We start from the raw sequence: 20441 nt of genomic DNA, 5'->3' as shown, positions 1-20441 counted from the left end.
GTGGGCCACGCGAGCGGACAGATGTCGCCTTTTTGCTAGTCAGGGCTCGATTTTGGCCATTAACGTAGGCGTCTGGAATGATAGGACAGCCATTGCAGGCGACGGTTCAATGTTGCTCGATCAGACCTCGCAGCTGCCCCAGCAGGTGCTGACCGGCACGATCATAGGGCCGGACCCGGGCCTGCAGTTCGCGCCAGGTCCGCTCGGCCGCGTCGCGGTCGCCGTTGGCCAGATAGGCGCGGACCAGGATGTCGGCGGTCTCCAGGGGTGCTTGCGCGGCCCAGGCGCGCTCGGCCTGCTGTTGCGCCTCCGGCCAGCGCTGCGCGCGCGCAAGCAGCAGGGAGGCGATCAGGCGCATCTGGCGCTTGGGTTCGGCGGTGTCCGGCTGCTTCGAGGCGGCGGCCAGCAGGCTCAGGACCGTGTCGATGGTCCGTTCGGAGGTGATCCGCGGGCAACGGCCGACACTGGTGGCCTGGGACAGCAGATCGGCGACCAGGACTTCGTCCAGCGTGATTTGAGCCTGGGTGTCGGTCAAGGCCTGCTCGAGCGAAGCCGGGTCGGGGTCGCGTTCGCCTAGGCAGGCGATGGACACCGAATCGATTCGAGCCAACAGGCGCCGACGCGGTATCGGGCCGTCGGCCATCTGCGCCATCTGCGCGAGCGCCGCATCGATCCGATCGGCGCTGACGTCGATAAAGGCCTGGGTCTGGCGCGCCCGTAGCGAGTCCGGGTGGTGCAGCAAGGCATTCGACACGATCCCCTGTTTGCTACGCCAAGTCTGAACACGGCCCCAGGTGGAGGTGGCCAGCAAGGCGCACAGTCCGGCCGCGGCCAGGGTCAAAGGTAGCGGTCGCAAGCCCATCGACGCGCGTTTCGGCAGCAAGGCCAGCACGCCAATCAGGGCCAGGCCCAAGCCCAGCGATGGCAGGTAGTTGCGATGCTCGTAGTACATCTCCAGCGGCAGCACGCTGGACTCCACGGTGTGCGCGGCCAGGAACCAGAACCAGCCTGCGAACAGGCTGGGGGCGCGTCGACGGAGCGCGAATACCACGCCGCTGATGGTCGCGAGAGCAACCAGCGCGGGCAGCGGCGAAGGCGTCGAGAGCAGGCTGGTCGACAGGGCGAAGTCATCGCCGAACAAGCTCATCCGTTCGGCCCTTGGCCATAGCAAACTCCCCAGATAGCTTATTAGCGCGCGCGCCTGGGTGAGCAGGCGCTGCCCGAGGCTGAAGTCCCAATCCGCGTAACCGCGGGTCAGGAGTTCGGGCGACCAGAGCAGGGCTAGCGAGGCGGCGGCCATCGGAAGGGCCAGGAACACGGCGAAGAAGCACTTCACGGCGCGCGGTCGAGGGCCACGGAAGTAGGCCAGTTCCAGAACCAGGCACAGCAGCGGCGCGATCGCCGCGCTTTGTTTGCTCAGGACGCCGCAGACGAGCGACACCGGAAATGCCACGAATAGCAGCAGGGCCGCCGAGCGCGCTCGGCCGTTGACCAGTCGCGCTCGTCCGACCCAATAGGCCAGAACGGACACGAGCGCGAACAGCGCGGCCAGTTGCGCCATGCGTTGGACCGAATACAGCACCGTGCTGACCTGGATCGGGTGCAGCCACCACAAAGCGATCGCGATCGCAGCTAGCAGTCGGGCGCGCGCCGCCAATGCGGCGTCCTCGGACAGTGCGCGCTGCAGGACTCGGAAAGCCAACAGGCCGCAGGCCAGGTGAATCAACACATTGCCCAGCTTGTAAGGCATGGGGCCAGGGCCGCCGATACCAACCGTGAGCAGAAAACTGGCCATCGATACCGGTCTGGCGGACAGCAGATCGTTGCGTCCGAACACCGCGAAACGCCAGTCGACCCGGCCGTGATACCAATCGCGGAATACGGACAGATTGGCGGGATCGTCGAACAGGAAAGGGCCGTCCAAGCCGGACCAGTACACCGCCAGCGTCACCGCCGCCATGCAGCACAGCCACCATCGCGCCGCGTCCCAGCGTGCGCCGATACCGCGCGCGTCGCGCTTCAGTAGTTCGAGCCAAGACGACATTCGGAGCCCATGAGTTGGAGGTGTAGAAGAAGCCTGGGATTGCGGGCGTGGCGACGATCGTGAGGGCGACTTTAGCGTGGAGGCGGCCGTGCCAAGCGGATCGCGATCCCATGTCGATTGCCCGCCGGTCGCCTCGGCACGGGCACTGACGAGGAGCGGCGTTACGGCGCCGGCGCGGTCAACATGGCGCGAATCTGGGCGAGTTCGGACCGGCCTAGGCTGTCGTAGGGCTTGATGCGGGAGTCCAGTTCCAGCCAAATCCGCGCCGCATCCTCGCGCGCGCCGCGCGCAGCCAGAATCTTCGCCAGCAGTACGCCGGTGGGCAGATCGCCGCTGGCGCTCCAGCCGATGCGCGCCTGCGTTTCGGCGGCGGCAAGGTCGCCGGCGCGCGCGTAGGTCTCCGCGGCGAGTAGGCGGACCAACCACTTCGGCCGCGCCGATTCCGGCTGGGCGCCGGCGGTCTCGGCCGCTTGCGCGATCAGGTCTCCGAGTTCGTGCGCGGCGATGGCGCAGCCGCGACGTTGCTGCGTGACTGCCAGCGAGCGCAGCGCCTGTAGCTCGAAGATGGTCAGTTTCGGCAGCAGCAGAGGGGCGATCCCGGCATAGTCCGCGCGCACGACCGGAAGGCCCGCATCGCAGCGCGCGCGTATCACGTGCAAGCGGCCCAGCAGTCGATGCCGAGGGTCTTCGCTGGCAGCCAAGGACACCATCAGCGCGAGATTGCCCTGTATGTCCCCGCGCGCCAAAAGCACGTTGCCGCGATCGTAGATGGCGCGCAACGAATGCGGATGTTCGCGCAGACCTTCGGCGGAAATGCTGTCCAGGCTGCGCCAGACCGAAACCCGGCCGGCAGTGACCGTCGCCAGTGCGACGATAATCACCAGCGCCGCGCCCGCGAGTTGCATCCGGTAGGTCTTGCGCGTGGTCGCTCCGGCGGGCAGCAATGCGGTCGCGCCCACCGCCGCCAGGACCAATCCGGTCAGCGGCAAGTAGTTGCGGTGCTCGTAGTAAAGCTCAACCGGCAGCAGGCTCGACTCGACCGCATGCGCGGCCAGAAATGCGAACCATCCCGCGCACAGGCTGGGGGCGGCTTTCCGCCAGTACGCGGCACCCGCGCTGGCCGCCAGCAGCGCCAGGACCGACAGCGCGGTGGCGGGCGGCGAAAACAGCCCGGTCGAGAGCGCGAAATCGTCGGTGTAGACGCCCATGCCGGGGCCGCGCGGCCACAGGATCAAGCCCAGATACGAGGTCAGGGCGCGCGCTTCGCTGAGCAGGCGCTGCATCGGGCTGAAGTCCCATTCCGCATAGCCGCCCAGCAGCCAGTCCGGTGCGAGCAACAGCGAGGCCAACACCGCCGTCCCGGGCAGGAGCACGAAGGCGGCGAAGAATGCGCGCACCGGTCCCTTTCCCGCGAAGCCGAAGTAGCTCAACTCGATGGCCAGGCAGATCAGAGGCGCCACCGCTGCGTTCTGCTTGCTCAGCAGGCCAAGCACCACCAGCAGCGGGAAGGTCACGAACAATTTGAACAGCGCCGATCGCACCCGGCCTTCGGCGAGTTCGCGTCGCGCCAGCAGATAGAGCAGCACCGCGGCGAGCACCAGTGCGGTGCTGAGCTGGGCCATGCGTTGTACCGAGTACAGGACGGTGCTGACCTGGATGGGATGCAGGAGCCATAGGCCGCTCGCGATCGTCGCCAGGAACGGCGCGCGTGCCGCCAGTCGCGGGTCGAGTTCCAGCAGGCGACGGACCAACTGCCAGACCAGGAGGCCGCACAGCACATGCAGGATCAGATTGCCGAGCTTGAACGAGAACGGCGTATCGCCGCCCAGCATTGCGCTAAGCGCGAAACTCGCCATAGCGACCGGTCGCGCCGTGAGTTGCGAGCCCCGGCCGAGCACGGCTTCGGCGAGGCTGGCCTGCCCTGCCAGCCAGCGTTGGATCGGGGGGAAAGTGACCCCGTCGTCGAGCAGGAAAGGCCCGTTCAGGCCCGGCCAGTAGATCGCCAGAGTGGCCAGCGCCAGCAGTGCGAATCCGATGCTTGCCAGGCGCAGGTGCGCGCCGTCAGCGAGTAAGGCTGCTCGCCAGGAGCGAGGAGAGGTCGGGGATTGCATGGGATGGCGCTACCGCTGGGGCCGATTCCCGGTCGGGTGCACGGCGGCGAGGGGCGGAGCGTGACGCGCCCCGGAGTGCCGGAATCCTGCGTCATCGGCGCGGATCGTGTCCAGCACGAGACAGGCCCACAAGAAAACGGCCACAAGGTAAGTGGCCGTTTTCGTCGATCCGGTCACGTCCCCGAAATCAGGGGTTGCGGCACTCGGCAGGCAGCTGCGACGGCGGAACATTCGCTGCAGTGTTGCTGCAGGTCCAGTCGATGCGGCCTTGTGCGGCATTCGGAACCAGCGAGAACACGGCCGGAACGTCGGCGCCGGTGCTGCGGGTCGTCGCGGTGACCGTGCCGCCGTTGGCGATCGTCACCGAGGCGCAGTAGTCGCTACCGGCGAAGGTGTAACCCACGTTGCTGGAGGTCACGTTGGTCAGTCCGATGGCGGAATGAGCGGTTTCGCCCACGGCCAACTTGGCGCTGGCGGCAACCTGCAAGCACTCGGCATTCTTGGTGCGGATCGAGTAGTCCTGATAGGCGGGCAGTGCGATGGCGATCAAGATGCCGAGGATCGCGATCACGATCATCAGTTCGATCAGGGTGAAACCCCCGGTATGACGCTTATTCATGGCCCTCTCCGATAGTAGCGTTCGGATCGGCCGGCCTGAGCACAATGCTCCTGGTCGGGCGCAGATCCCCCCTAGTAGGAGAACGCTGCAAAGAACGTGCCAAGCCTGGGGGTGTGACGGCCGTCATGAACGCCGGCCCGGCAGGGCGATCGCGCGCTCGCCGATCAGCCTTCTGCGTCGTGATATGACGCAGTTCGGCCATTACGCCCAATGCCTTCCAGGCAGGCGCCTCAGGGAGCCTGGGGAGCGGGTGGCCGTGGACCGCCCTGGGCCAGGGATTTCCGCAGCTCGCGCAGGTTGTGTTGCCCCGGGGTGTCGTAGGGCTTCGTACGCTGCTTCAACTGAGCATAGGTGCGCTCGGCGTCGCTCAGGCGCCCGTTATGGATATAGATTCGCGTCAGCATCTCGCCGATGGCCAGATCGGCGCCCGGCTGCCATGCCAATTCGGCCTGCGCTTGCGCCTGCGACCAGCGGTCGGCGCGCGCATAGAGTTGGGCGGCGATCGCGCGAGTCACCCATTTCGATCGGACCGAGTCGGGTTGCGCATGGGCGGCGGCGAGCAGTGTCTCGGTGGTCCCGGCCATGTCCAGCAGAGAGATCTCGCCGCAGCCCTTGCCGGCGATGTTGGTCATTTGCAGTAACGACTGCGATTCGAAGATGGTCAGCTCCGGCTGCGCGTCTTTCTCGATGCGCTTCAGCAGGTCGGGGTCGGCGCTGTCATTGCGCAGGCATTGCGTGGTGATCAGGTTGATATTGGCCAGCAGTCGGTCGCGGGGTGTGGTGCTGGCGGCCAAGTCATTGAGTATGCGTTCGCTTTCATCGTAGCGGCGACCGAACAGGGCCAGGGTCGACAGGTCGAGATGCGCGCGCATCGAATTGGGATGGAAGCGCAACGCCTGCTCGACGATGGTATCGAAATGGCGCCAGACCAGGGCGCGGCCGAGCGTGGCGAACGCCAGCACCGCGGCCAGGCCCAGAGTCGCCGCCAGGACCAATCGGTTCTGCCGCTCCCCTTCCTTCGCGGCTGCGGGGACGAGCGCGGCCAGGCCGGCCACGGCCAGCAGCAGGCCGATGGACGGCAGGTAGTTGCGGTGCTCGTAGTACATCTCCAGCGGCAGAAAGCTGGATTCGACGGCGTGGGCGATCAGGAAGAACATCCAGCCGGCGAACAGGCTGGGTGCGCGCCGTCGCAATAGGATCGTAGCCAGCGTTATGCCGGCCAGCAGCAGCAGGCACAGCAGGGTGCTGGGCGGCGAAAGCAGGCCGGTGGAGGTGGCGAAATCGTCGGTGTACAAACCCATGCGTGGCGCATAGGGCAGCAGCAGCGTGCCCAGGTAATCGACCAGCGCGCGGGCCTGGGTCAGCAGCCGCTCTCCGAGGCTGAAGTCCCATTCGCCGTAGCCGCCTAGCAGGCGCTGCGGAGTAAAAGCCAGCAAGGTGGCGACGCCGGCTGCGGGCAGGGCCAGGAACACACCGAAGAACGCGAGCAAGGGCTTGGGGCGCGGGCCGCGGAAATAAGCCAGTTCCAGCGCGAGGCATAGCGCCGGGGCCACGACGCCATTCTGTTTACTCAGCACTGCGGCCGCGAACAGCAGCGGCGCGAGCAGAAACAACAAGGGCAGGGCGGCCCGGGTGCGTCCTTCGTCGAGGCGTTGACGGGCGGCGAGATAGCACCACAGCGAAGCCAGCGCAAACAACGCGGCGAGCTGCGCCATACGCTGAACCGCGTACAGCACGGTGCTGGCATGCAGCGGATGCAGCAGCCATAGGGTGGTCAGGATGGCGGCGATCAGGTCCGCGCGCGCGGTCAGGCGAGGATCGCGAGCCAGTAGACGCCGCAGGACCTGCCAGGCGAGCAAGCCGCACAGCAGATGAGCGGCGAGGTTGCCGAATTTGTAGGAGAAAGGCGTGCCGCCGCCCAGCGCCGCGGTGAGCATGAAGCTGGCCATGGACACTGGTCGCGCGTACAGCCACGACGCATTTCCGGGCAGCACTTCCTGCCAATTGGCTTTTCCGTGCAGCCAACTTTGCAGGGCGGCGAAGGAGGAAATGTCGTCGTGTACGAACGGTCCATTCAATCCGGGCCAATAGACGACCAGCGCGATCAGCATGGATGCGGCTAACAGCAGTCGTGCCTGCATGTCGGGACCTGGATGCCAAACGAAAGAGTATGAGCGGCCAAGCCTGCCTGTGCGATAGGCGCTTGCGACGATGGCACAAAAAAGCCCCGGCTTGTGGCCGGGGCTCGGGTCTTACGTGTTGCTTAGGTCGTGCTTACGGACGGCACTCGGCCGGCAGCTGCGACGGCGGAACGTTGGCAGCGGTGTTGCTGCAGCGCCAGTCGATACGACCCGAAGCGGCGGTCGGGACCAGCGAGAAGACGGCCTGGACGTCCGCACCCGTGCTGCGGGTGGTCGCGGTGATCGTGCCGCCGTTGGCGACGACGACCGTGGCGCAGTAATCGCTCTGCGAGAAGGTGTAACCGGTGTTGGTGGTGCTGACCAGGGACAGCGAGCCGCGGTCCTGGGCGGTTTCGGACACGGCCAGCTTGGCGGCCGCGGCGACGTTCAGGCACTCGGCGTTCTTGGTACGGATCGAGTAGTCCTGGTAGGCCGGCAGAGCGATGGCGATCAGGATGCCGAGGATCGCGATCACGATCATCAGTTCGATCAGGGTGAAGCCTTGCTGGTTGTTCTTCATTGGTGTTTCCCCTAGGAGTGGTGAACTTCACGTGCCTGCTGGCCCGGCTTGGCGGTCCGTCGGCTTGCCGTGCGTAACTGCACGTGCACGGAAAGCATACGCACAACCCATGCCAACAAGGCCAACTGAAGTCTCGAAAAGACTGCCTTGTAGGTGCCGGCACGACGAATGAGAGCGTAGTCGCAGTTAATTGGTGAACGACGGCAGGCATGAGGAGGGCACATTGAAGAATGGTTGCTCAACCAGGATTCAATATGGAATTAATGAATTATTTGTCCTGATAAGGACTTGTTTTTTTCAAAAACAAAAAAGCCCCGGCGAACCGGGGCTTGGGATCATCGGGTAGCGCGAGGGTTACTTCGGACGGCACTCGGCCGGCAGCTGCGACGGCGGAACGTTGGCGGCGGTGTTCTTGCATTCCCAGTCGATGCGGCCCTGTGCGCCAGTCGGGATCAGCGAGAAGATGGCCTGCACGTTAGCGCCTGTGCTCTTGGTGGTCGCGGTGATCGTGCCGCCGTTGGCGACGACGACCGAGGCGCAGTAGTCGCTCGCCTCGAAGGTGTAACCGGTGTTGGTGGAGCTGACCAGGGACAGCGAGCCGCGGTCCTGGGCGGTTTCGGACACGGCCAGCTTGGCAGCCGCAGAGACGTTCAGACACTCGGCGTTCTTGGTGCGGATCGAGTAGTCCTGGTAGGCCGGCAGAGCGATGGCGATCAGGATGCCGAGGATCGCGATCACGATCATCAGTTCGATCAGGGTGAAGCCTTGCTGGTTGTTTTTCATGACTTTTTCCTAGGGGTGGTGTGAGTCACGTGCCGACTCGCCCGGCCTGGCGATCCGTCGCCGGCCGCACGAGTAGCGCGTGCCCTAGGTATCACGCACAACTCGTGCCAGCCTATTTGGGACATAAAAATCTCTAAAAAGAAAATATCGTCACAGTTGGAGTCGCAGAATGGGGTGGGCGGACTGCCCTTTTTTGTCAGTCAGGGAGACGGTGGTGACCATGAGCGTCACATCCATGGCTGCGCCTGGCCCGGATTCCGTATGGGGCCGCTGTCGGTGAGCGGCGACGGTCTGCCCGTGCGGTGACCCAGGTCGCAGCTCGACGGTCGGCGTGTGGCAGGCCTAAGGCGAGCTTGCATACTAGATAGGCTGCATAGCCCCGGCGTCCGCCGCCGCCTTTGCCGTGGAACCTGCACGCGCAGGTGCTGAATCGTTGCCTGTACGCCTTGGGGGCTGAGTGATCCGCGAAATTTTCATGATCCTGTTCGTGAGCTGCTCGACCATCGGCAGCCAGTTGCTGATCAAGCGCGCCTTGCTGCAACTGGCCGTGCGCAGCCCCGACCTGAAGGGTTTCGACTGGCTGATGTCGGCCATGCTGTCGCCGGGCGTGCTGGCCGCGATCGCGATCCAGGGGCTGGGCTTCACCATCTGGGTGATCGTCGTGAGCCGGGTCAAGCTCGGCATGGCGTTCGCGATCTCCGGCGCGACCATGTACATACTGATGGCGACCGCGAGCTGGCTGGTCTATGGCGAGCGGCTCACGCCGGCGCAATGGGTCGGCGTCGCGCTGGTGTCGTCCGGGGTTTTGCTGCTGGCATCGGTGGGGCAGGGTTCCTGAGCGTCGCGCGCGTGTCCGAGTCGCTGCATTCCTTCGTGGTTCCCGCCTATGGGCGCTCGCCGCACCTGCGCGCGTGCCTGGATTCGTTGCGCGCGCAGAGTCTGCCCTCGCGCCTGCACCTGGCGACCTCGACGCCGTACGAGGGGCTGGCCGAGCTGGCGCGCGAGTACGGCGCCAGCCTGACGGTGCACGCGCCGAACGCCGGCATCGGCCGCGACTGGAACCAGGCCCTGGCCCAGGCCGACACGCCCTGGGTCACGGTCGCGCACCAGGACGACCTCTATCTGCCCGAGTTCACCCGCCGCACCCTCGATGCCGCCGCGGCGCATCCGGATGCGGCGCTGCTGTTCACCGGTTACGCCGAGTTGCTGGGCGACAGCGAGGCCGTGCGCGACGCCACCGCGATGCTGCGGATCAAGCGTGCGCTGCTGGAGTTGGCGTTCCTGGGGCGCGGCGCGATCGCGCGACCGGGCGCCAAGTTGCGCGCGCTGCGCTTCGGCTGCCCGATTCCGTGTCCTTCGGTGACCCTGGCGCGCGGCGCGAGCGTGCCGCGCTTTCGCGAGGACCTGCGCGTCAACCTGGATTGGGACGCCTGGGTGCGGCGCGCGCGGGAGCCGGGCGCGTTCGTGTACATTCGCGAGCAATTGATGCTGCATCGCATCCACCCCGGCAGCGAAACCAGCGCGGGCGTGCGCGATGGGGTGCGTGCGGCGGAGGACCAGATGATGTTCGATTCCCTGTGGCCGCGCCCGATCGCACGCCTGCTCGCGCGCGCCTATCGCCTGTCCTACGAAAGCGCCGCCTGATGAGCCAGCTCGCCGAACCGATCGCCGCCTTGCCCGGGCTGGAGCCCGCGACCGACGCGCCGCGTATCGCCGTGGTCGTGCCCTGCCATCGCGTGCGCGAACATATCCTGGGCGTGATCGAGGACGTGCCGGCGGCGGTGTGGCGCATCTACGTGGTCGACGACGCCTGCCCGGAGCAATCCGGCCGCTACGTCGAGAGCGAGTGCCGCGATCCGCGCGTGCGCGTGCTGTTCAACGAGGTCAACCTGGGCGTGGGCGGCGCGGTGATGGCCGGCTACCGCAGCGCGGTGGCCGACGGCGCCGATGTGGTGGTGAAGATGGACGGCGACGGTCAGATGGCCGGTGCGGCGCTGCCGCAACTGGTCGGGCCGATCCTGCGCGGCGACGCCGACTATACCAAGGGCAACCGCTTCTACGACCTGGCCCAGATCGGCCGCATGCCCAAGCTGCGCATCTTCGGCAACGCCATGCTGTCGTTCATGACCAAGATCTCGTCCGGCTACTGGGACGTGTTCGATCCGACCAACGGCTACACCGCGATCCACGCCAAGGTGGTGGCCAAGCTGCCGCTGAAGAAGATCAGCCGGCGCTATTTCTTCGAGACCGACATGCTGTTCCGGCTCAACATCATCCGCGCGGTGGTGGTGGACGTGCCGATGGACGCGCGCTACGGCGCCGAGACCAGCAATCTGCGCATCTCCAAGATCCTGTTCGACTTCCTGTTCAAGCACGTGCGCAACACCTTCAAGCGCGTGTTCTACAACTACTTCCTGCGCGACCTGTCGCTGGCCTCGATCGAGCTGGCGTTCGGCCTGCTGTTCATGGCGGTCGGTGTCGCGATGGGGCTGGGGTTCTGGATCGAGTCGTTCCGCAGCGGGGTGCCGACCAGCGCCGGCAGCGTGATGCTGGCGGCCTTGCAGATCATCGTCGGGATCCAGTTGCTGCTGGGTTTCCTGGCTTACGACATCTCCGCGGTGCCCCGGCGCGCCGTGCATCCGCTGCTGCGCGATGAATAAGCCGCTATCGATTTCGGGGGCTCCATGAGGATAGGTCCGCTATTGCGGGCGTGCATGCCCGCGTCGTTGGAGCGCGTGGCAGCCAATGCCTATCGCGCGATATTCGTCGACTTGGATCGGGTGGCCGCGAAGCTGGCCGAGGCCCTGCCGGCCGACGCCAGCGTGCTCGACATCGGCGGTGGCGACGGCGAGCTGTTGAACCGCCTGTTCGCGCTGCGGCCGGACCTGCGCGTGACCATGGTCGATGTGGCCGGCAGCGTGGGGCGGTTCCTGCGCCCGCAGTTCCAGGCGCGCGTCGCCCTGGTGCCCTCGACCACCATTCAGGACCACTTGCGGTCCCTGTCGCGCAAGTACGATGCGGCGATCGTGGTCGACGTCATGCATCACGTCGCGCCGGAGCAGCGCGAGGACTTCCTGCGCGCGGTCGCCAATGCGCTGTTGCCGGGGGCGCCCTTGCTGGTCAAGGACGTCGAGCCAGGCCATTACCGGGCGACCCTGGGTTTCCTGGCCGACAAGTACATCAGCGGCGATCGCGGGGTGATGCTGATCGGGTCGGCGCAGGTGGCGGAAATGGCGCAGCGCCTGCTGCCCGACAGCGCGCCGACCGAACTGGGTCTGCTGACGACAGACCGCCCCAACTATCTGGTGCGCATGCGCGTGCCGCAAGGCGCGATGCCATGCAGCCACTGAGCTATACGGCCCTGGAAGGCATCAAGGTGGACCGGCCGCGCGATCGCATCGCGCAGATCGAGGCGCATGCGCGCGACAAACGCGTGTTCGATCTCGGCGCTCTGGACGAGACGGCCTACGCGGCCAAGCAGGACAGCGGCCGTTGGCTGCATTCGCGCTTGTGCGCGGTGGCGAGCGAAGTGGTGGGCATCGACAATTCCGCACTGGTGCCCGAGCAGGGGCTGAAGACGCGTCCCAACGGCATCATCGTCAATGCCGACATCTTTGCCTTGTCGGACAGCGTGGCGCGCTACGGCCGGCCCGACCTGATCGTGGTCGGGGAGCTGATCGAGCACCTGCCGGACACGCTGGGTTTCCTGCGCAATCTCAAGGCCTGCCCGGAGCTGCAGGGGGTGGCGCTGGTGTTCTCGACGCCCAACGCCTGCAGTTGGCACAACCTCGCGATCGGGCTGGCTGGGCGTGAATCGACCCATCCCGATCATTTGCAGATCTACTCGTACAAGACCCTGCGAACGCTGTTCGACCGCGCCGGGATCGAGTTGCAATCGCTAGCCCCTTATGGGGCGCGTTTCGACGAAATGATCGATCGCAGTGGCGCGGCGGGGCGGGTCGCGGTGCGGAGCTTCCAGGCCGGCATCAACCTGCTGGAATGGCTCACGCCGATGCTCAGCGCGGGCTGGATCGGCGTGGCCCGGATCTGATCCGGGCGGACTCAGTCGATCCCGAGCTTCTTGAGCTTGTAGCGCAGCGCGCGGAAGGTGATGCCCAGCGCGGCGGCGGTGCGGGTCTTGTTGTAGCGGTTTTCCTGCAGCGCCTGCTGGATCGCGGCGCGTTCGATTTCCTCGATGTACGAGGGCAGGGCGCTGGTCGAGGTATCGCGCGGGTTCAGGGTGCGCGGATCGGCGCCGGCCGAGGGCGCGGCCGCGGCGGGCGCCGCGGGTGCGCCAGCCACGGGCGCGGGGCCCTGGGTCGACAGGCGCGGCAGGCGCAGGTCGGCGGCGTTGAGCAGCTCGCCCTCGGCCAGGGCCAGGGCGCGCTCGAGGATGTTCTCCAGCTCGCGCACGTTGCCGGGGAAGGCGTAGGCGCGCAGCGCTTCCAGGGCGTCGTCGCCCAGGCGCGGGATCGCGCGGCCCTGGGCGCCGGCGAGGCGCTCGAGCACCTTGCTGGCCAGGCCGGGCAGATCGTCCAGGCGTTCGCGCAGCGGCGGCACGCGCAGTTCGATCACGTTGATGCGGTAGTACAGGTCCTGGCGGAAGCGGCCGTCGGCGACCAGCGCGGCCAGGTCCTTGTGGGTGGCCGAGAGGATGCGCACGTCGACCACGACTTCGGCCTGGGCGCCGACCGGGCGGATCGACTTCTCCTGGATCGCGCGCAACAGCTTGACCTGCATCGGCAGCGGCAGCTCGGCGACTTCGTCCAGGAACAGGGTGCCGCCGTCGGCGGCCTGGAACAGGCCGGGCTTGTCGGCGTGGGCGCCGGTGAAGCTGCCCTTCTTGTGGCCGAAGAATTCGCTTTCCATCAGCTCGGCCGGGATCGCGCCGCAGTTGACCGGCACGAACGGACCGCTGGCGCGGCCGCCTTCGGCATGGATGGTGCGCGCGACCAGCTCCTTGCCCACGCCGGACTCGCCGGCGATGTAGACCGGCGCCTGACTGCGCGCGACCTTGCCGATGGTCTGGCGCAGCTTGGCCATGGCCGGCGATTCGCCGTACAGGCGCGAGGCGACGGTGTCGGCGGTGCTGCGGCGGCTCTCGTTCAGTTCCAGCGCGTGCCGGACCAGGTCGCGCAGCACGGTCAGTTCGACCGGCTTGGCGACGAAATCGAAGGCGCCGGCCTTGAGCGCTTCCACCGCGGCTTCGACATTGCCGAACGCGGTGATCATCGCCACCGGGGTGTCCGGATGCTTCTGGCTGATCTCGGCGATCAACTCCAGGCCGGAGCCGTCGGGCAGGCGCATGTCGGTCAGGCACAGATCGTAGCGATTGCGGGCCAGCTGGCTGCGCGCCTCCGAAACGCTGGAGGCGGTGTCGCAACGCAGGCCCATGCGGCCCAAAGTCATGACCAACAGCTCGCGAATATCGCGCTCGTCGTCGATCACCAGTGCACTACGAGTTTCTGCCATTGCATCCTCCGCCCGACACGATAGCTTAAGGGTGCGTCACGGCCAAGCCGGGAGCGTGCTCCAGGTCACGCCGGCAACATCGCGTTGGTGCCGGAGAGGTGGATACGGAAGCAGCCGCCGCCGCCCGGCATGGGCACGTAGTCGAGCGAGGCCTGGTTGGCCCGGCACAGCTCGCGCGCGATGTACAGGCCCAGGCCGGTGCCGTGGCTGGAGGTGGTGAAGAACGGCCGGAACAGCCGCGAGGCCACCGATTCCGGGATGCCCGGGCCGCGGTCCAGCACATCGATCACCGGCACGGCGCTCGCGTCCAGGTAGGCGTGCACGGTCACCCGCGCCGGCTCGCCCGGCATGCGCCCGTAGGTGAGGGCGTTGTGCACCAGCACGGTCAGGGCCTGGTGCAACTGGCGCGGATCGACCAGCGCCGGGATGCGCGGCTGCGTCGAGGTCGCGCGCAGGCTGTCCAGTTCGATCGGGTGGCTGGTGTTGTACTCGTCGACGAACTGGCGGTTGAACGCGACCAGGTCGACGTGCTCGGGCTTGGCCGGTTCGCGCCGCGCCATGCCCAGCACGTTCTCGACGATGCCGTTCATGCGCGTGCCCTGCTGGCGCACGATCTCGAGCAGGCGGCGGTCGGCCACGGCGATGTCGCGCGACTCTTCCAGCAACTGCACGGCATAGCTGATCGCGGCCAGGGGATTGCGGATCTCGTGGGCCAGGCTGGCCGAGAACCGGCCCAGCGCGGCCAAGGTGATCGATTCGGCGCGGCGCGAGACCAGCGAGGTGTCGTCCAGGAAGATCAGGGTCTGGTCGCTGCCGGCGAGCAGGCGGGTGAAGCGCGGCACCACCTCGGGCTGGTCCGGCGCCATCTGCAGCGGGGTCTCGTCGGGGACCGCATCGGCGCGCCAGCGGCCGAGCCGGCGCGCCAGCTCGGGCGAGGCGATCGCCAGGTTGCGATGGCTGTGATCGGAGTGCTCGCCCGGGTCGCCCAGCAGCAGCATCGCGGCCTCGTTGGCCAGGCGCAGGCGCCCCTCGCCGTCGACCAGCAGCACGCCGGTGCGCATGCGCCGGATGATGAGTTCGTTGATCTCGGCGTAGTTGGCGGCCTCGGCGCCGCGGCGCTCGGCCAGGGCCGAGCTGGCGCGCATCTCGCGCCCGAGCAGGCTGGTCAAGGTGGCGATGGCCATGAAGCCCAGGGCGAACATCACCGGCTCGCCGACCACGCGTTCGCTGCCGTTGCCGACCAGTTCGCTGAACGCGTACTCGCCCAGCAGCAGCGCCACCGCGATCACGGCCATGCTCAGGCCGTAGCGCATGCGCAGCAGCAAGGCCGCGGCGCCGACGTTGAACACCAGCATCAGGGCGATGCCGGTGCCGGCGGCGGGCAGGGCGTGCAGGGCCAGGATGCCGGCCAGCAGGTCGATGGTGATGCCGATCAGGGCCTGGGTGTGGAGGTCGCCGCGGCGCCCGGACACGAACAGCAGCATCGCCGCCAGCATGTAGCCCAGGACCACGGCGCGCGCGAGCAGGGGCAGGCTGGGGGCGCGGATCAGGACCTGGGCCGGCCCGAACACCAGCAGGGCCAGCAGGGCGGCCTCCAGCAGCCGGTACAGGGTGAAGAAGTACAGCTCGCGGCGCAGCGCGTGGTCGGCATCGGAGGCGGCGACGGGGGCGAGACCTGACGGCAAGCGGCTGACCCTAGTCCGGACGGAATGGCGCCGAGTATGCGCGAAAGCGCCCGGATCGCCCATGCGCCGGGCCTGCCGCGCGGCGCCTCCCGGGGCGGTCGCGGCCTGCTGTGGCGGGCTTTGCCGGGTCTGGCGGTGCCGGCCGCGTCCGGGCCCGGTTTTGCTCGCTCCGCCGCGATCGGCGACAATGCGGCCCCCTCGCGCTGGCCCGCCCAGCGGTCCGCTATTCGCGCGGGACGTCTTTCACTCCCCTCGGTGACGCATGAATTTTCACGAATATCAGGCAAAGCAGCTGTTTGCCGACTATGGCATTGCGGTGCCCGCCGGGCGCGTCGCGCGCACGCCGGATGAGGCCGTTGCGGCCGCCAAGGCCATTCCTGGCGACCTCTGGGTGGTCAAGGCCCAGATCCACGCCGGTGGCCGCGGCAAGGCCGGCGGCGTCAAGCTGGCCAAGAGCTACGACGAAGTGAAGCAGTACGCCACCGCCATGCTCGGCACCCGGATGGAGACCTACCAGTCCGCCGGCGTCGCCCTGCCGATCGACACGGTGCTGATCTCCGAAGGCACCGACATCGCCAAGGAGCTGTATCTGTCGGTGTTGGTCGACCGCTCCACCAAGTCGATCACCTTCATCGCCTCCGCCGAAGGCGGCGTCGAGATCGAGAAGGTCGCGGCCGAGACGCCGGACCTGATCAAGACCCTGCACGTGAACTACATCCAGGGCCTGCAGGCCTACCAGTGCCGCGATCTGGGCTTCGACCTGGGCCTGAACGCCAAGCAGGTCGGTCAGCTGACCAAGATCATGCAGGGCCTGTTCCGCCTGTTCAACGAGAAGGACCTGGCGCTGGTCGAGCTCAACCCGCTGGCCATCCTCACCAACGGCGACCTCGCCGTGCTCGACGGCAAGGTCAACAGCGACGACAACGCCACGTTCCGTCACAAGGACCTGGCCGCGATGCGCGACATCCGCCAGGAAGACGAGACCGAGGTGCTGGCCAGCCAGCACGACCTCAACTACGTCACCATGGACGGCAACATCGGCTGCATGGTCAACGGCGCCGGTCTGGCGATGGCGACCATGGACGTGATCGCGCTCAACGGCGGCTCGCCGGCCAACTTCCTCGACGTCGGCGGCGGCGCCACCAAGGAACGCGTGACCGAGGCCTTCAAGCTCATCCTGAGCTCGGACAAGGTCAAGGCGATCTTCGTCAACATCTTCGGCGGCATCGTCCGCTGCGACATGATCGCCGACGGCATCATCGCCGCGGTCAAGGAAGTCGACGTCAAGGTGCCGGTGATCGTGCGCCTCGAGGGCACCAACGTCGAAGCCGGCAAGGAACTGCTGAAGAACTCGGGTCTGGCCATTACCCCGGCGGACGATATCAACGATGGCGCTAAGAAGGCGGTTGCCGCCGTCGCCGGCAAGTAAGGGGCCACTGACATGTCCGTTTTGATCAACAAGAACACCAAGGTCATCGTCCAGGGCTTCACCGGCACGCAGGGCACCTTCCACGCCGAGCAGATGCTCGACTACGGCACCCAGGTCGTCGGCGGCGTGACCCCGGGCAAGGGCGGCACCCAGCACCTGGGTCTGCCGGTCTTCAACACCGTGCGCGACGCGGTCGCCGAAACCGGCGCCGACGCGTCGGTGATCTACGTGCCGCCGCCGTTCGCGGCCGACGCGATCCTGGAAGCGGCCGACGCCGGCATCAAGGTCATCGTCTGCATCACCGAAGGCATCCCGGTGCTGGACATGCTGCGCGTGAAGAACACCCTGGGCGGTTATCCGGACACGGTCCTGATCGGTCCGAACTGCCCCGGCGTGATCACGCCCGGCGAGTGCAAGATCGGCATCATGCCGGGCCACATCCACCTGCCGGGCAAGATCGGCATCGTGTCGCGCTCGGGCACGCTGACCTATGAAGCCGTCAAGCAGACCACCGACGCAGGCCTCGGCCAGTCGACCTGCATCGGCATCGGCGGCGACCCGATCAACGGCACCAACTTCATCGACGCGCTGAAGCTGTTCCAGAACGATCCGCAGACCGAGGGCATCATCATGGTCGGCGAAATCGGCGGTTCGGCCGAGGAAGAAGCGGCCGAGTTCATCGCCCAGCACGTGACCAAGCCGGTGGTCGGCTTCATCGCCGGCGCCTCGGCTCCGGCCGGCAAGCGCATGGGCCACGCCGGCGCGATCGCGTCGGGCGGCCAGGGCACCGCCGCCGGCAAGTTCGCGGCGATGGAAAAGGCCGGCATCACCACGGTCAAGTCGCCCGGCGACCTGGGCGCGGCGATCGCCAAGCGTCTGGCGAAGTAAGCCGGCGCTGGATGTGGTTGTCGAAAAGGCCGCCTTCGGGCGGCCTTTTCGCGTTTGAGGGCCTTGGCGATTGGGCGGCCCTCACCCCAACCCCTCTCCCGCTTGCGGGAGAGGGGCTTGGTGCGTCGCTTTGGGGCGGCCGGCACGATGGGGCGGAGCCACGTGATGGCCCGGATTTCCAGACGTCCCGGACTTCTATCAGAGCGACTTCCGATATTCCTACCCATGCCGCGGCTTAGCCCCTCTCCCGCTTGCGGGAGAGGGGCTCGGTGCGTCGCTTTGGGGCGGCCGCCACGATGGGGCGGAGCCACGTGATGGCCCGGATTTCCAGATGCCCTGGATTTCTATCAGAGCGACTTCCCATATTCCTACCCATAGCCGCGGCTTAGCCCCTCTCCCGCTTGCGGGAGAGGGGCTCGGTGCGTCGCTTTGGGGCGGCCGCCACGATGGGGCGGAGCCACGTGATGGCCCGGATTTCCAGAGGCCCCGGATTTCTATCAGAGCGACTTCCCATATTCCTACCCATGGCCGCGGCTTAGCCCCTCTCCCGCTTGCGGGAGAGGGGTTGGGGTGAGGGCCGCTTTTCCTACACGCGTGGAACCCCGCCCATCGCAAGCTGAGCTCTCCTGCCAAGAACCGCGCAAGGATGCGCCCCGGCCAGAAACGCGATGACGCACGCCGCTTGCGCCGGAGCATGACCGACGCCGAGTGCCGCCTATGGTTCCATCTGCGCAATCGCGCCCTGATGGGCTGCAAATTCCGTCGTCAGCACCCGATCGGGCCGTACGTCGCCGATTTCGCCTGTATCGAGCGCGGCCTGATCGTCGAAGCCGATGGCGGTCAGCACGCGGATTCGGGCGCCGACCGCGCCCGGACCCGCTTCCTCGCATCCCGCGGCTACCGCGTCCTCAGATTCTGGAACAATGACGTCCTGGCGCGGACCGAAGCGGTGCTGGAGCAGATCCATGCCGCGGTGGCCTGCGACGCTATCAGCCTGAGCTGACCTTCTGCCAACCGAGCGCCCATGTCCCAGACCCTCCGCATCGCCCTGGCCCAGTTCGATTTCCCGGTCGGCGCCGTCGAGCGCAACGCCGAACGCATCGCCGAAATGATCGTGCAGGCGCGCGACCAGCATGGCGCCGACGTGGTGCTGTTCCCCGAACTGGCGATCAGCGGCTATCCGCCCGAGGATCTGCTGCTGCGCCCGAGCTTCCTGGCCGACTGCGAGGCCGCGCTGCTGCGCGTGGCCAGCGCGGTGGGCGGCGGCATCACCGCGGTGGTCGGTTGGCCGCAGGCGGCCGGGGCGGTGGTCTACAACGCCGCCAGCGTGCTGCGCGACGGCCGCGTCGAAGCGACTTATCGCAAGCGCGAGCTGCCCAACTACGCGGTGTTCGACGAGCGTCGCTACTTCGACGTCGATCCCGACGGCGAGAGCTGCGTGTTCGAGGTCAAGGGCGTGCCGCTGGGCCTGGTGATCTGCGAGGACCTGTGGTTCCCCGAGCCGTTGGCGGCGACCGCCGCGGCCGGTGCCGAGCTGGTGCTGGTGCCCAACGCCTCGCCGTTCGAGCGCGATAAGCACGCCCAGCGCGACGCCCTGATCGCCCAGCGCGTGCGCGAAAGCGGCTGCGCGCTGGCCTATCTCAACGTGGTCGGCGGCCAGGACGCGCTGGTGTTCGACGGCGCCTCGGTGCTGGCCGACGGCGACGGCCGCGTGCACAACGCCGCGCGCGCGTTCGAGGACCATTGGCTGGTCGCCGACTACGACGCGGCCACGCGCGCGTTCGCGCCGGTGGCCTGGCCCGAGGAAACCGACGACGGCCGCGACTCGCTGGCCTGGCGCGCGGTGGTGCGCGGCACCCGCGACTATTGCCGCAAGAACGGCTTCGACTCGGTCTGGCTGGGCCTGTCCGGCGGCATCGATTCCTCGCTGGTGCTGGCGATCGCGGTCGATGCCTTGGGCGCGGACAACGTCACCGCGGTGCGCATGCCCTCGCGCTACACCGCCGGCCTGTCCAACGACCTGGCCGCCGAGCAATGCCAGGCCCAGGGCGTGCGCCTGATCGCGCTGCCGATCGAAAAGCCGTTCCAGGGCTATCTGGACACCCTTGCCGAGACCTTCGCCGGCAAGGCCGTGGACGTGACCGAGGAGAATCTGCAGTCGCGCACGCGCGGCGCGCTGCTGATGGCGCTGAGCAACAAGTTCGGCGGCCTGCTGCTGACCACCGGCAACAAGAGCGAGTACGCGGTCGGCTACGCCACCATCTACGGCGACATGTGCGGCGGCTACGCGCCGATCAAAGACCTCTACAAGACCGAGGTCTACGATCTGGCGCGCTGGCGCAACGCGGTCGCCGGCGCGCCGCTGATTCCGCCGGGCGTGATCGACCGCCCGCCCTCGGCCGAGCTGCGCGACAACCAGAAGGACCAGGACTCGCTGCCGCCTTACGACGTGCTCGACGCGATCCTGCTACGCCACGTCGACCAGGAGCAGTCGCGCGACGAGATCGTCGCGGCCGGTTTCGCCGCCGACACCGTCGACCGGGTGCTGCGCCTGGTGCGGATCAGCGAGTGGAAGCGCCACCAGGCCGCGCCGGGCCCGAAAGTCTCGCACCGTGCGTTCGGGCGCGAGCGCCGCTATCCGATCAGCAACGGCTACCGCGGCTGACCGCTCCCGCGCCGGCGCAAACGCCTTAGCATTGCCCGTCCCCCA

General features: G+C 67.4%; 17 protein-coding genes. 9 read left to right on the top strand and 8 right to left on the bottom strand.

What is annotated here, in order from left to right; all coding sequences use genetic code 11:
- Nucleotides 1-106: 106 nt before the first annotated feature.
- From BMZ45_RS03605 to BMZ45_RS21920, 6 genes are all read right to left on the bottom strand, one after another.
- Nucleotides 107-2044 (bottom strand): hypothetical protein, encoded by a 1938-nt coding sequence (locus BMZ45_RS03605; protein ID WP_091632511.1) that lies wholly within the window; start codon nucleotides 2042-2044, stop codon nucleotides 107-109.
- A gap of 161 nt (nucleotides 2045-2205) precedes the next feature.
- Complete coding sequence (locus BMZ45_RS03600; RefSeq protein WP_139215373.1) at nucleotides 2206-4155, bottom strand: hypothetical protein; 1950 nt, start codon at nucleotides 4153-4155, stop codon at nucleotides 2206-2208.
- A 187-nt stretch (nucleotides 4156-4342) separates the two neighbouring features.
- On the bottom strand, nucleotides 4343-4774 hold the full coding sequence (locus BMZ45_RS21940) for a pilin (RefSeq protein WP_057163816.1): 432 nt from the start codon (nucleotides 4772-4774) through the stop codon (nucleotides 4343-4345).
- 230 nt (nucleotides 4775-5004) lie between these two features.
- A complete protein-coding gene (locus BMZ45_RS03590; RefSeq protein WP_139215372.1) occupies nucleotides 5005-6915 on the bottom strand; it encodes a hypothetical protein in 1911 nt (636 codons plus the stop codon).
- 133 nt (nucleotides 6916-7048) lie between these two features.
- Nucleotides 7049-7474, bottom strand: coding sequence for a pilin (locus BMZ45_RS22090; protein WP_091632502.1), 426 nt, complete (start codon nucleotides 7472-7474; stop codon nucleotides 7049-7051).
- Nucleotides 7475-7828: 354 nt separating this feature from the next.
- Nucleotides 7829-8257 carry a pilin gene (locus BMZ45_RS21920; protein ID WP_091632500.1) on the bottom strand — a complete coding sequence of 143 codons (429 nt, stop codon included), beginning with the start codon at nucleotides 8255-8257 and terminating at the stop codon, nucleotides 7829-7831.
- Between the two features lie 475 nt (nucleotides 8258-8732).
- Here BMZ45_RS21920 and BMZ45_RS03575 point away from each other — a divergent pair, with 475 nt between their 5' ends.
- From BMZ45_RS03575 to BMZ45_RS03555, 5 genes are read left to right on the top strand one after another with little or no spacing between them, the layout of a single operon-like run.
- The gene (locus BMZ45_RS03575) at nucleotides 8733-9095 is read left to right on the top strand and encodes an EamA family transporter (protein ID WP_157489411.1); all 363 of its coding nucleotides are present in this window, start codon (nucleotides 8733-8735) and stop codon (nucleotides 9093-9095) included.
- A gap of 11 nt (nucleotides 9096-9106) precedes the next feature.
- Nucleotides 9107-9901 (top strand): glycosyltransferase family A protein, encoded by a 795-nt coding sequence (locus BMZ45_RS03570; protein WP_175488903.1) that lies wholly within the window; start codon nucleotides 9107-9109, stop codon nucleotides 9899-9901.
- The gene (locus BMZ45_RS03565; protein WP_091632494.1) at nucleotides 9901-10917 is read left to right on the top strand and encodes a glycosyltransferase; all 1017 of its coding nucleotides are present in this window, start codon (nucleotides 9901-9903) and stop codon (nucleotides 10915-10917) included. The genes BMZ45_RS03570 and BMZ45_RS03565 overlap by 1 nt, the downstream gene beginning before the upstream one ends.
- 54 nt (nucleotides 10918-10971) lie before the next feature.
- Nucleotides 10972-11607: an SAM-dependent methyltransferase gene (locus BMZ45_RS03560; protein WP_175488902.1), complete on the top strand. Its 636-nt coding sequence runs from the start codon at nucleotides 10972-10974 to the stop codon at nucleotides 11605-11607.
- On the top strand, nucleotides 11595-12308 hold the full coding sequence (locus tag BMZ45_RS03555; protein ID WP_091632489.1) for a methyltransferase domain-containing protein: 714 nt from the start codon (nucleotides 11595-11597) through the stop codon (nucleotides 12306-12308). The genes BMZ45_RS03560 and BMZ45_RS03555 overlap by 13 nt, the downstream gene beginning before the upstream one ends.
- A gap of 11 nt (nucleotides 12309-12319) precedes the next feature.
- On the opposite strand, the gene BMZ45_RS03550 is transcribed toward BMZ45_RS03555, so the two are convergent.
- Together BMZ45_RS03550 and BMZ45_RS03545 are read right to left on the bottom strand one after the other, a co-directional pair.
- Nucleotides 12320-13729: a sigma-54-dependent transcriptional regulator gene (locus BMZ45_RS03550; protein WP_091632486.1), complete on the bottom strand. Its 1410-nt coding sequence runs from the start codon at nucleotides 13727-13729 to the stop codon at nucleotides 12320-12322.
- Nucleotides 13730-13794: 65 nt separating this feature from the next.
- Complete coding sequence (locus BMZ45_RS03545) at nucleotides 13795-15414, bottom strand: sensor histidine kinase (RefSeq protein ID WP_254776519.1); 1620 nt, start codon at nucleotides 15412-15414, stop codon at nucleotides 13795-13797.
- Nucleotides 15415-15676: 262 nt separating this feature from the next.
- Between BMZ45_RS03545 and sucC the strand changes: the two genes are divergently transcribed.
- From sucC to BMZ45_RS03525, 4 genes are all read left to right on the top strand, one after another.
- Nucleotides 15677-16843 (top strand): ADP-forming succinate--CoA ligase subunit beta, encoded by a 1167-nt coding sequence (sucC, locus tag BMZ45_RS03540; RefSeq protein ID WP_091632481.1) that lies wholly within the window; start codon nucleotides 15677-15679, stop codon nucleotides 16841-16843.
- Between the two features lie 12 nt (nucleotides 16844-16855).
- Nucleotides 16856-17731: a succinate--CoA ligase subunit alpha gene (gene sucD / locus BMZ45_RS03535; protein ID WP_091632478.1), complete on the top strand. Its 876-nt coding sequence runs from the start codon at nucleotides 16856-16858 to the stop codon at nucleotides 17729-17731.
- 646 nt (nucleotides 17732-18377) lie between these two features.
- A complete protein-coding gene (locus BMZ45_RS03530) occupies nucleotides 18378-18734 on the top strand; it encodes an endonuclease domain-containing protein (RefSeq protein ID WP_091632475.1) in 357 nt (118 codons plus the stop codon).
- A gap of 21 nt (nucleotides 18735-18755) precedes the next feature.
- A complete protein-coding gene (locus BMZ45_RS03525; protein ID WP_091632473.1) occupies nucleotides 18756-20396 on the top strand; it encodes an NAD+ synthase in 1641 nt (546 codons plus the stop codon).
- Nucleotides 20397-20441 lie beyond the last annotated feature (45 nt).

This window comes from Lysobacter sp. cf310, from assembly GCF_900114355.1.
Classification (GTDB): domain Bacteria; phylum Pseudomonadota; class Gammaproteobacteria; order Xanthomonadales; family Xanthomonadaceae; genus Lysobacter.
This window is presented reverse-complemented; position numbering and strand designations above follow the sequence as displayed.

Bases quoted from the DNA above. Each gene is read 5' to 3' on its own strand.
- BMZ45_RS21920 (WP_091632500.1), bottom strand. From the start codon at position 8,257: ATGAAAAACAACCAGCAAGGCTTCACCCTGATCGAACTGATGATCGTG.
- sucD (WP_091632478.1), top strand. From the start codon at position 16,856: ATGTCCGTTTTGATCAACAAGAACACCAAGGTCATCGTCCAGGGCTTC.
- BMZ45_RS03525 (WP_091632473.1), top strand. From the start codon at position 18,756: ATGTCCCAGACCCTCCGCATCGCCCTGGCCCAGTTCGATTTCCCGGTC.
- BMZ45_RS03590 (WP_139215372.1), bottom strand. From the start codon at position 6,915: ATGCAGGCACGACTGCTGTTAGCCGCATCCATGCTGATCGCGCTGGTC.
- BMZ45_RS22090 (WP_091632502.1), bottom strand. From the start codon at position 7,474: ATGAAGAACAACCAGCAAGGCTTCACCCTGATCGAACTGATGATCGTG.
- BMZ45_RS03565 (WP_091632494.1), top strand. From the start codon at position 9,901: ATGAGCCAGCTCGCCGAACCGATCGCCGCCTTGCCCGGGCTGGAGCCC.
- BMZ45_RS03575 (WP_157489411.1), top strand. From the start codon at position 8,733: ATGATCCTGTTCGTGAGCTGCTCGACCATCGGCAGCCAGTTGCTGATC.
- sucC (WP_091632481.1), top strand. From the start codon at position 15,677: ATGAATTTTCACGAATATCAGGCAAAGCAGCTGTTTGCCGACTATGGC.
- BMZ45_RS03560 (WP_175488902.1), top strand. From the start codon at position 10,972: ATGCCCGCGTCGTTGGAGCGCGTGGCAGCCAATGCCTATCGCGCGATA.
- BMZ45_RS21940 (WP_057163816.1), bottom strand. From the start codon at position 4,774: ATGAATAAGCGTCATACCGGGGGTTTCACCCTGATCGAACTGATGATC.
- BMZ45_RS03605 (WP_091632511.1), bottom strand. From the start codon at position 2,044: ATGTCGTCTTGGCTCGAACTACTGAAGCGCGACGCGCGCGGTATCGGC.
- BMZ45_RS03600 (WP_139215373.1), bottom strand. From the start codon at position 4,155: ATGCAATCCCCGACCTCTCCTCGCTCCTGGCGAGCAGCCTTACTCGCT.
- BMZ45_RS03555 (WP_091632489.1), top strand. From the start codon at position 11,595: ATGCAGCCACTGAGCTATACGGCCCTGGAAGGCATCAAGGTGGACCGG.
- BMZ45_RS03550 (WP_091632486.1), bottom strand. From the start codon at position 13,729: ATGGCAGAAACTCGTAGTGCACTGGTGATCGACGACGAGCGCGATATT.
- BMZ45_RS03530 (WP_091632475.1), top strand. From the start codon at position 18,378: ATGCGCCCCGGCCAGAAACGCGATGACGCACGCCGCTTGCGCCGGAGC.